The organism is Kocuria sp. CPCC 204721 (genome assembly GCF_040980945.1).
In the GTDB taxonomy this organism is placed as follows: domain Bacteria; phylum Actinomycetota; class Actinomycetes; order Actinomycetales; family Micrococcaceae; genus Kocuria; species Kocuria marina.
The window spans coordinates 71,652-80,527 of the sequence record NZ_JAVKPO010000011.1; the positions used below are offsets into that span (position 1 = coordinate 71,652).

The following is an 8,876-nucleotide window of genomic DNA, read 5'->3' on the forward strand; positions in this document are numbered from 1 at the left end:
CGGTGGGCGTGCCGGACGACGGACCCGAACGAGAGATGAGGACAAGCCCATGAGACGCACGCGGTGGGCAGCCGCTCTGGCTGGTTGCGCTCTGCTACTGGCCGGGTGTTCGAGCGTACCCACAACAGGGGTGGCGGGGCTGGGCGGAGGGCCGGGGGAGGTCACCATCCAGGCCGGTGACGACGAGATCCCCGCGCTGCGTGAGATCGCGCAGGAATACACGGCCGACACGGGTGTGAACGTCCGGTTCATCGAGCGCGAGATCAACGCCCAGGCCATCTCGAACTTCATCTCCCAGAGCCCCACGGGTCAAGCTCCGGACATCATCGTGTCACCGCACGACAACCTCGGACAGTTGGCGGCCAACGGGGTGGTCGCCCCCGTGGAGCTGGGGGACCGGGGTGAGGAATTCACGAAGAACGCGCGGGACGCCGTCGTCTACAACGGAGTCAGCTACGGGGTGCCCTACGCCGTGGAAAGCGTGGCCCTGGTGCGCAACAATGCCTTGACCACTGATGATCCCGCGACCTTCGACGAACTGCGCGCCGAGGGCCATCGGCTCATGGACGAACGCGGCATCAAATACCCCTTCACGGTGAGCCAGTCACCCGATGCCGGGGATCCCTATCACCTCTACCCCCTTCAGACCTCGTTCGGTGTGGAAGTGTTCCAGCGGGGCGCGGACGGTGAGTACTCGAACGAGCTGGCCATGGGTGGACAAAATGGTCACGAGTTCGCCCGCTACCTGGCGGAGCTGGGGCGCAGCGGTGACCTCAGGACGTCCATGACACCGGACATCGCAAAAGAATCCTTCATCTCCGGGCAATCCGCCTTCCACATCGCGGGCCCGTGGGAGCTCGGCGGCATCGAAGCCGCGGGTATGGACGTGACCGTTCTTCCCGTCCCGTCCGCGGGTGGGAAGGAAGCACGCCCGTTCGCCGGAGTCCAGGCGTTCTTCGTCAATGCGAACGCGGCGAATCCCGTGGCCGCGCAAGACTTCGCGACCAACTACCTGACACGCTCGGAATCACAGACTGCGCTCTACAAGAGCACGGGGCGGCCACCGGCCAGCAAAGTGGCCATTGACGGTATGCAGGGTGACCCGCTGCGTTCCGCCTACGCAGAGATCGCCACCAAGGCACTGCCCATGCCCGCCATCCCCGCGATGGGCGCAGTGTGGTCCTTCTGGGGAACCACCGAGAACGGAATCGTCAACGGCAACGGGGACCCGATCGAGCTGTGGGATCGCATGATCGCCAATATCGAAGGACAGATCCAATGAGCACGACCCCCGCCCGTCCAGTGATCTCTCCGACGGAGAGGGACTCAGCAGGTGACGGCCGGCCGGAGTCACCTCCGAGCATCCGGCATTCCCACTCGCGCGGCTTCGGCATGGGGTTCGTGATCAAGCTCGTGCTCATGGCCCTGATCAACGCCTTCGGGCTGTTCGGCATCCTGTCCGCATGGGCGGCCGAGAGCTGGGGCATCCTGGTGTTCCTGCTCCTGGCCCTGATCGCGGCGGACCTCGTGTACTTCCTACCGACCCGCAGGATGCTCCCGGCTAAGTACCTCTATCCCGGGCTGATCTTCCTACTGGTCTTCCAGATCTTCGTGGTCCTCTATACCGCGGCCACCGCGTTCACCAATTACGGTGATGGTCACAATTCCACGAAACAAGCGGCCGTCAATCAGCTGACCCGTACGTACGAACAGCGGGTGGCGGGTGGTCAGGAATATCCGGTCTCGGTGCTCAATGCGGACGGTGACCTGGCTTTGGCGACCGTGCAGGACGGCCGGGTTCTCGTCGGCTCCGCACACCAGGCGCTCAGCCCGGTCGAGGGTGCGACCGTGACGAACGGTGCCATCGATGCGGTCCCCGGTTACGACATCCTCGATTACGGGCAGGTCACCGCGGCGCACGAAGCGGTCATGGACCTGCGAGTCCCGGTCTCCGATGATCCGGCCGTCGGCGCGCTGCGCACCGATGACGGCCGCACTGCGTATCCCTATACGCCCACGTTGGTCTACGACGAGCAGGCCAATGCCATGGTCTCGGACGACGGGACCGTGTACGCGGACAACGGGCAGGGAGCCTTCGTCAGCCCGGCGGGAGAAGAACTGCGTCCCGGGTGGCGGGTTTTCGTGGGGCTGGACAACTTCGCGGCCATTTTCGATCCCGCCATCCTTGGCGGGCCGTTCGTTTCCGTCACCCTCTGGACCTTCGCTTTCGCGATCCTCTCGGTGGCCCTGACGTTCTTCCTCGGTCTGCTTCTGGCCATGCTGTTCAACGACAAGAACCTCAAGTTCCGTAACGTCTACCGGGCCATCATCTTCCTGCCTTACGCGTTTCCCGCATTCCTCTCCATCCTGATCTGGGCGGGGTTACTAAACGCTGATTTCGGTTACATCAACCAGGTGCTGCTGGGCGGGACGAACATCCCTTGGTTGGACAATCCATGGCTAGCCAAGGTCTCGCTGTTGCTGGTGAACCTGTGGTTGGGGTTTCCCTACATGTTTTTGGTAACTACCGGCGCGCTCCAGTCCATCCCGTCGGAACTCTATGAATCCGCAGACATGGACGGTGCGGGAGCCGTTCAGAAGTTCCGCTCGATCACTCTGCCGATGCTCATGGTGGCTGTGGGGCCCCTTCTGATCGCTTCCTTCGCCATGAACTTCAACAATTTCAATGTCATCTATCTGCTCACCGGCGGTGGGCCCCAGGACCTGGAATCCACGACGGGAGTGGGGGCCACGGACATCCTGATCTCGTTCGTCTACAAGATCGCCTTCGCCGGCGGTGCCAACGACTATGGAGTTGCCTCCGCGCTGTCGATCCTCATCTTCATCATGGTGGCGGTGGTCTCGGCACTGACCTTCCGCCGCAGCAGGGCACTCGAGGAGATCAACTGACATGTCCACATCACGAGTCTCGAACGTCGCCTCCAGGAAGCCAGGGTCCCGGTCACGGCTCAGTGTCGGACAACGGTTCGCCCGTGGGGGATGGAAACACGTGGCCGCACTCATCGCGTGCGTCTTCGCCCTGTTCCCCCTGGTCTACGCGCTATCGGCCTCGTTGTCGCCCACGGGGTCCTTGTTGGGATCCAATGACCTCTTCGCGGAGATCACCGGCGCCAACTACCGAAACCTTCTTAACGATCCACAGAACCCGTTCTTGACATGGTTCGGAAACTCCATGTTGATCTCGTCCATCACGGCTGTGGGCACGGTTCTCATGGGCGCGGCAGCTGCATACGCCTTCTCCCGGTTCAGGTTTAGGTTCCGCAGGGGCGGTCTGATGTCCCTGTTGATCATTCAGATGTTCCCGCAGTTGCTGGCCTTTGTGGCAATCTTCTTGTTGCTCTTCAGTATTTCCGAGGTGTATCCGTTCCTGGGGCTCAATTCCCGCATGGGTCTGGTCGCGGTCTACCTGGGGGGCGCGTTGGGGGCGAACACCTTCTTGATGTACGGCTTCTTCAACACCATTCCGCGTGACCTGGACGAAGCTGCGACACTGGACGGCGCGTCACACTCCCAGATCTACTGGACGATCATCCTTCCCCTGGTCACACCCATCCTCGTGGTCGTGGGCATGCTGTCGTTCATCGCGTCCTTCTCGGACTTCCTGTTGGCTCAAATCGTGTTGCAGGACCCGCAGAAGTACACCTTGGCCGTGGGCTTGTACCAATTCGTCTCCGTACAGTTCGGTGAGAACTGGGGAGTGTTCACCGCAGGCGCCATCCTGTCGGCGATCCCCGTGGTGCTGCTGTTCCTTTTCCTGCAGCGCTACATCGTCTCCGGTCTCACCGGAGGGGCCGTGAAGGGGTAGTTCGGGGGCTCACGACGTCGCTGGGCCCGCCGCGGGCGGCTCACTTACTTCATCGATTCGCGTCCGCCCGCCCAGTTCCGTTATGCTGATGGCCGCACGTTACCCACGTATGTGGGGCTCGTGCTTGCTTGGAGGATTCGCCTAGCGGCCTATGGCGCACGCCTGGAACGCGTGTTGGGTTAACGCCCTCGGGGGTTCAAATCCCCCATCCTCCGCAGAAGTATTAGCCCCCTGACTAGTGGAAACACCGGTCAGGGGGCTTTTTCTGTGCCCTCTCGCAACAATCCTCGCAACAATGGGCCTTCACTGCCCCATCAACGCATCCAGTCTGGACACGGCGTCGCGCTGCATGGACGGCATGACGTGCGAGTAGGTATTCATCGTGACCGCGATGGTCGAGTGCCCCAGCCGCTCCTGCACAACTTTCGGCTGCACCCCGGCCAGGAGTAACAACGTGGCGTGCGTGTGGCGCAGCCCGTGGAGGGTGAGTGTGGGCAGGTCAGGCATGGTGCCCTGTGCCTTCTGGACACGGGTGCGCCACCGTCTGCCCACCTCGTTCGGGGATCTCAGCTCGCCGTTGTCGTTGCCGAAGATGAACGCGGAGCCGGTGGCGAATGTGGGGGAGATGTCTGCCCGGAGGGATCGCCATTGCGTGAGTAGCTGCGTGAGGTCCGAGCTTAGATCGACCACCCGGGCGCTGCCTGTCTTGGTGTTCTTCACGGTGCGGGCGTTCGCGGTGTCCGCTGCCCGTCGGACGGCTAGGCGTTGATTAGCGGCGTCGAAGTCGGACCACCGTAGGGCGATGGCTTCTGAGCGGCGCAGACCCGTCCCGCCGATGGTGGCCCACAGTGTATGCATTGGGTCCCGGTAGTCGTCTCGGTCCCACTCGAGGAAGGATCGGAGCTGCGCGGCGGTCCACACGTGGATTTCGTCCTGCGCTGCCCGGATTTCCCTTGCCCGCGGGGGCGTCACGGTGGGGTGACGGGCGGGGTTCACGGACATATAGCCGGCGATGACGGCGGCGTCCAGGATCTTTGCGAGCACGTTGTGCACTTTGCTGATCGTGTTCGGAGAGAGGCCCTCGCCGGCGTGTTTCGCGCCGTTGCCGCCGTTCTTCCTCAGATCCCCATAGAGGGCAGTCAGGGCGGCTGGGGTGAGCGTGTCCAACCGCCTATCGCCCAGGTGGGGAGTGATCTGGTTCCGCACGATCTTGCGATACCCGGCGACAGTGGCAGGCGCGAGCGTGAGTCCGTCGAGCCATCGTTCCGAGAACGCCCCCACGGTGCCCGTGTGGAGCGTGGGGGCCTTGCCCTCTTTCTGGGCTGCGCGGGCTTGCTCGAGGCCGTCTTGCGCCTCGCCGGCTGTCGCGTAGCCGCCCTTGCCCGCGAGTTTGGTGGGGCCGTCTGGGCTATCGGGGTCGAGTGGGACACGGAGCTGCCACCGCCATTTTGTGACCTTGCGAGTGCCCCGCCCGTTCTTGGCCTTCGCGGTGTAGCTGTATGAGGTGACCGACCCGCCCCCGTACCGCCTTTTAGCCATTCCCGCCGCCCTTAGTCCTGCGTCCTGGGCGCCCGGGGGCTAGGAAGTTCCGTTTGCGGGCCTCCCATAGCCATCGTTGCGCCGTGGATTCCGAGATCTCGTTGACACGTGCGAGCTCAGCTGTGGGGCGTTCATTGACCCGGCTGATCTTGCGGTACTGGTTTGCCACGAGTGCGTAAAAAATGTCGTCCCGTTCCGTTCGCTGGATAGGCGCGGACGGGGACGGCTCTGGCGCGCCGACTTTTCCCCCTGGCGGCTGCAGCGTGAAGAACGTTCGGAGGATCGCGGATTTGTGCACGTTCTGCTCCCGATGCCACGTCTGAAGCGCGGCAACCGGGATTGACCTCATGGCCCGGGAAGTCACTCCCCGCTCGCCCGGGGCGGGCAGCACCGTAACAGCGGTAATGGTCGCGTTCGATGTGAGGGGTTCACTGACGCGGATAATCGCCCGCTGTCCGCTCTCCTGGTGCTCGATGAGGTCCCAGCGGGCTTCATGGTCCGGGTCTGGCCCGATCGCGGCCTCCATCGCTTTCTTGCGCTCCGAGGACAGGCCCTCGATGGGGACTTCCCACCCGTCTGTGAGCTGCAGCGGGGTCTTGCGTATATGGCCCATGAGGACAGGCTACGCGGCATTGGCTAACCCTTTCCTCCTCACTGGTCGTGCACCTGCAGGTATTTCAGGGTTGGCAAAAGTTTCTCGCGGGGGTACAGTGGTGATGCAAGCGTTAGCCAACCTTGAATGGAGAATCTCATGGACCTTGAGCAACTGGCCCAGTCCACCTGCCCCACGATCACGGTTTCCGCTGCCGCGGGGGTCTTGGGAGTTGACCCGCGCACGGTGATGCGCGGGGTGGACGAAGGAACGATCCCCGCGATCCGTCTGGGACGGCGGGTGGTGATCCCGCGGGTGCCCCTGCTGCGGATGCTGACTGGGGAGCCTGCCCCGGTAGAGGTGCACGCGTGAGGCGCCGTGGCACCGTCCAGGCCCCGGTGGACGACTACCACGACACCGCGAGACCTAGACATGAGAAAAGCCGCCGCTGCGTTCGTTTGGCGACCAGCGCAGCGACGGCTGAGAACTCAGATTCTCTCCTTTACGCACGTACCAACCATCAGGAGGCACCTGCTATGTCCCAGACTACCGTCACCCCTACCCGCCCCGCGAATGTCCCTCCCAGGTTCGCGCCGGTCCTCGACCCGCTGCAGCCCCGCGAGGTCATTCACTTCGAGGCCGACGCTCGGACCACGGATCACCTGAAAGCGTCCGCCGTCTTGGACGCCGACGGACGCCGCGGGGTGCGCTACTTCCTGCGGCTCAACTTGGAGGACGCGACCGCCACCGAGATCCGGGCCGCACTGGATGAGGCCCTCGAATGGTGGACCGCCCAGGAGACCCACCTAGACGGGGCGGAGGTGGCCCTGTGAAGGCCCGACTCGCGCCCGTGGCGCTCGCGCTGGCGATCACCGCTTACCCCCTTCTCGCGGCTCTCCTGGTCTCCCAGGTGCTTGGCCCGGAACCCGTCTGAGGGGAGGAGACGAATGGTTGATAGCCGGTATCCCACCTATTACCTGAACGACCGTCGTGTGCGCCGTCTCAGCGACGCAGCTCACCGAGCTTTCGTGAACGTAACCGCCTTCTGCGTGGAGAACCGCACAGACGGATTCCTGGACCGTGAGGACGTGGACCTGGTTCCGAACACGAACACCAAGTGTATGGACGAGCTCATGGAGCGAGGTCTTGCGACTGGCAGCGCGAAGGGGTGGCAGCTCACGGATTACGGCAAGACCCAGAGCAGTGCCGCCCAGTTGGACAACGCCTTGTTGCGGCGTCGTGAGTCTGATCGTGATCGGCAGCAGCGTCACCGGGAGAAGCAGAAGCAGGATCCTAGACCTGGGATGTCACGTAGTCAGTCACGTGACCGTCACGTGACATCTGGAGGCGAGGCGAGGAGAGGCGAGGAGAGGCGAGGCAAGGCTTCTTTTGACGGGAGAAGTTCTTTCAATCCACAAGCACAAGAAGCTTCGCCTGATTCAGAACTTCAGGAGAACAAGGACAGGACAGATGCGACCCCTTCGTTCATGGGTGAACCAGATTCGACCCTCGCCGGTGAGGACAGGTTGGTGTCCGGGGTTGCTGATGATTCGGAGAGGGAAGTCATGGGTGCAGAATTTGACCTCGCGCGGGGTGAGGGTGGTCATACGGATTTCGTGGGTTGGACCGCCGAGGTGGTGAAGCCGGGTGAGGGCAGGGTGAACGAGGTCACGGGTGAGATCGCGGATGCAGTTCCGCTGTTGCCTCCGGGGGTGCGGCCGTGTGTGCGGCAGGGGTGTGATCGTGCGAGGGCTGCGGGCAACTTGAACTGCAGCGAGCATGCGTCGGCTGGGACGGTTTTGGAGTCGTCGCGGTGGGGTGAGGTGTCGTGAGCGCCTTGGTGTGGTGGTGCGATGTATGTGGCCGGCGGGTGGCTGGTGGCGCGGGTTATTTGTTCGTTGACCGCGTGCAGCTCGCTGCGCATGAGGACCGCATGGCGGTGTGGGAGGAGGAGCAGGCTGCGAAGCGGGCTTCTCGCTCTGATGGTGGTTTGGCGCTGATGTTCGCAAGCGATTTCGCGTCGATGCCTAATCAGGTGCCGTGGCAGGTGGTTCATGCGGCCTGTGATCCGTCCCCGGATTCTGAGGGTTATTGGGTTCCGGTGGAGCGGGTTGATTCGGTGGCGGCGGTGTTGGATTGGACGCTGCATTTGCACGGTAAGGGGTTTTTGGATTCCACGGATTGGGTGTCTGTGGTTCGTGGCCGTGTTTTGACGAAAGGGGTGAACGGATGATTCCGAATGGGCGGACGCCGCTGTCAACAACCGTGGGACTCGCGAGGGCGCGGGGGGACACCATGAAGTGGATCCTCGCAGCGGTCCAGCAGCACCCGGAGGGGATCACCCCCAAACAGGTGGCCGAGCCCTCCGCCCCGGGGTCGAAGTTCTGCCCCACGCACACCACCGCTTACCCGCACCTGGTGCCCGTCAACTGATTCCCCGGCTGCCCGTCCGGTCCACAGTCGGGCGGGCAGCGCCCACCACAGGAAGGCAAGACTATGAACACTCCGAACAGCATCCCGAACCGTACCCGCCATGTCGGCCGGTATCAGTGGCGAAACGGCCTCATGGACTCCGAACCGGGATACCGGCTCCAAGGCACCCAGGGGCACTGGGTTTGGCTATCCCGGGCTGACGCATGGGAGGCCGCGCAGGAACTCGCCACGCTCCTGGACGAGGACGCCGCCGCGGTGGAGAGCACGGCCGCCGCGGACACCATGAGCTGACGATCGCCGCGGGGGGCGGGCACCATGATCGGTGCCCGCCCTTTCCTATGCCTGAATCCTTTGCACTATTGCCCGCTATTACATTCACGGCCCTTTCCCAGGGTATCCCACCGCTTACCGAATACGGCTCTTCAGGATCCAGGGTGTAGTCGCGGCCTGAACCCGCCGGTCTCCAGGAGCGATCTGGCGATGTAG

At 63.4% G+C, this 8,876-nt stretch carries 11 protein-coding genes and 1 tRNA gene; 10 read left to right on the forward strand and 2 right to left on the reverse strand.

From position 1 onward, the window contains the following. The first annotated feature begins 49 nt into the window (after positions 1–49). The 4 genes from RF637_RS10465 (at position 50) to RF637_RS10480 (ending at position 4,041) form a co-directional block, all read left to right on the forward strand. Entirely contained in the window at positions 50–1,282 is a 1,233-nt protein-coding gene (locus RF637_RS10465; protein WP_368844793.1) for an extracellular solute-binding protein, read from the forward strand. Beyond that, positions 1,279–2,910 carry an ABC transporter permease subunit gene (locus RF637_RS10470; protein WP_368844794.1) on the forward strand — a complete coding sequence of 544 codons (1,632 nt, stop codon included), beginning with the start codon at positions 1,279–1,281 and terminating at the stop codon, positions 2,908–2,910. Before RF637_RS10465 ends, RF637_RS10470 begins: the two co-directional genes overlap by 4 nt. 1 nt (position 2,911) lies before the next feature. Next, positions 2,912–3,826 (forward strand): sugar ABC transporter permease, encoded by a 915-nt coding sequence (locus tag RF637_RS10475; protein WP_368844795.1) that lies wholly within the window; start codon positions 2,912–2,914, stop codon positions 3,824–3,826. A 130-nt stretch (positions 3,827–3,956) separates the two neighbouring features. Beyond that, a tRNA-Ser gene (locus tag RF637_RS10480) sits at positions 3,957–4,041 on the forward strand. Between the two features lie 88 nt (positions 4,042–4,129). On the opposite strand, the gene RF637_RS10485 is transcribed toward RF637_RS10480, so the two are convergent. Both RF637_RS10485 and RF637_RS10490 read right to left on the reverse strand, forming a co-directional pair. Next, a complete protein-coding gene (locus RF637_RS10485) occupies positions 4,130–5,365 on the reverse strand; it encodes a tyrosine-type recombinase/integrase (RefSeq protein WP_368844796.1) in 1,236 nt (411 codons plus the stop codon). After that, a complete protein-coding gene (locus RF637_RS10490; RefSeq protein ID WP_368844797.1) occupies positions 5,358–5,978 on the reverse strand; it encodes a hypothetical protein in 621 nt (206 codons plus the stop codon). The genes RF637_RS10485 and RF637_RS10490 overlap by 8 nt, the downstream gene beginning before the upstream one ends. Positions 5,979–6,116: 138 nt before the next feature. Between RF637_RS10490 and RF637_RS10495 the strand changes: the two genes are divergently transcribed. The 6 genes from RF637_RS10495 (at position 6,117) to RF637_RS10520 (ending at position 8,681) form a co-directional block, all read left to right on the forward strand. Then, positions 6,117–6,329, forward strand: a complete 213-nt coding sequence (locus RF637_RS10495; RefSeq protein ID WP_368844798.1) for a helix-turn-helix domain-containing protein — start codon at positions 6,117–6,119, stop codon at positions 6,327–6,329. A gap of 164 nt (positions 6,330–6,493) precedes the next feature. Beyond that, positions 6,494–6,790 carry a hypothetical protein gene (locus RF637_RS10500; RefSeq protein ID WP_368844799.1) on the forward strand — a complete coding sequence of 99 codons (297 nt, stop codon included), beginning with the start codon at positions 6,494–6,496 and terminating at the stop codon, positions 6,788–6,790. Positions 6,791–6,904: 114 nt separating this feature from the next. After that, positions 6,905–7,789, forward strand: coding sequence for a hypothetical protein (locus RF637_RS10505; protein ID WP_368844800.1), 885 nt, complete (start codon positions 6,905–6,907; stop codon positions 7,787–7,789). Further along, entirely contained in the window at positions 7,786–8,190 is a 405-nt protein-coding gene (locus RF637_RS10510; protein ID WP_368844801.1) for a hypothetical protein, read from the forward strand. Before RF637_RS10505 ends, RF637_RS10510 begins: the two co-directional genes overlap by 4 nt. A 62-nt stretch (positions 8,191–8,252) precedes the next feature. After that, on the forward strand, positions 8,253–8,390 hold the full coding sequence (locus RF637_RS10515; protein WP_368844802.1) for a hypothetical protein: 138 nt from the start codon (positions 8,253–8,255) through the stop codon (positions 8,388–8,390). Positions 8,391–8,522: 132 nt separating this feature from the next. Then, on the forward strand, positions 8,523–8,681 hold the full coding sequence (locus RF637_RS10520) for a hypothetical protein (protein ID WP_368844803.1): 159 nt from the start codon (positions 8,523–8,525) through the stop codon (positions 8,679–8,681). The last annotated feature ends 195 nt before the right edge of the window (positions 8,682–8,876 follow it).

Bases quoted from the DNA above. Each gene is read 5' to 3' on its own strand.
- RF637_RS10520 (WP_368844803.1), top strand. From the start codon at position 8,523: ATGGACTCCGAACCGGGATACCGGCTCCAAGGCACCCAGGGGCACTGG.
- RF637_RS10505 (WP_368844800.1), top strand. From the start codon at position 6,905: ATGGTTGATAGCCGGTATCCCACCTATTACCTGAACGACCGTCGTGTG.
- RF637_RS10485 (WP_368844796.1), bottom strand. From the start codon at position 5,365: ATGGCTAAAAGGCGGTACGGGGGCGGGTCGGTCACCTCATACAGCTAC.
- RF637_RS10495 (WP_368844798.1), top strand. From the start codon at position 6,117: ATGGACCTTGAGCAACTGGCCCAGTCCACCTGCCCCACGATCACGGTT.
- RF637_RS10490 (WP_368844797.1), bottom strand. From the start codon at position 5,978: ATGGGCCATATACGCAAGACCCCGCTGCAGCTCACAGACGGGTGGGAA.
- RF637_RS10500 (WP_368844799.1), top strand. From the start codon at position 6,494: ATGTCCCAGACTACCGTCACCCCTACCCGCCCCGCGAATGTCCCTCCC.
- RF637_RS10515 (WP_368844802.1), top strand. From the start codon at position 8,253: ATGAAGTGGATCCTCGCAGCGGTCCAGCAGCACCCGGAGGGGATCACC.
- RF637_RS10465 (WP_368844793.1), top strand. From the start codon at position 50: ATGAGACGCACGCGGTGGGCAGCCGCTCTGGCTGGTTGCGCTCTGCTA.
- RF637_RS10475 (WP_368844795.1), top strand. From the start codon at position 2,912: ATGTCCACATCACGAGTCTCGAACGTCGCCTCCAGGAAGCCAGGGTCC.
- RF637_RS10470 (WP_368844794.1), top strand. From the start codon at position 1,279: ATGAGCACGACCCCCGCCCGTCCAGTGATCTCTCCGACGGAGAGGGAC.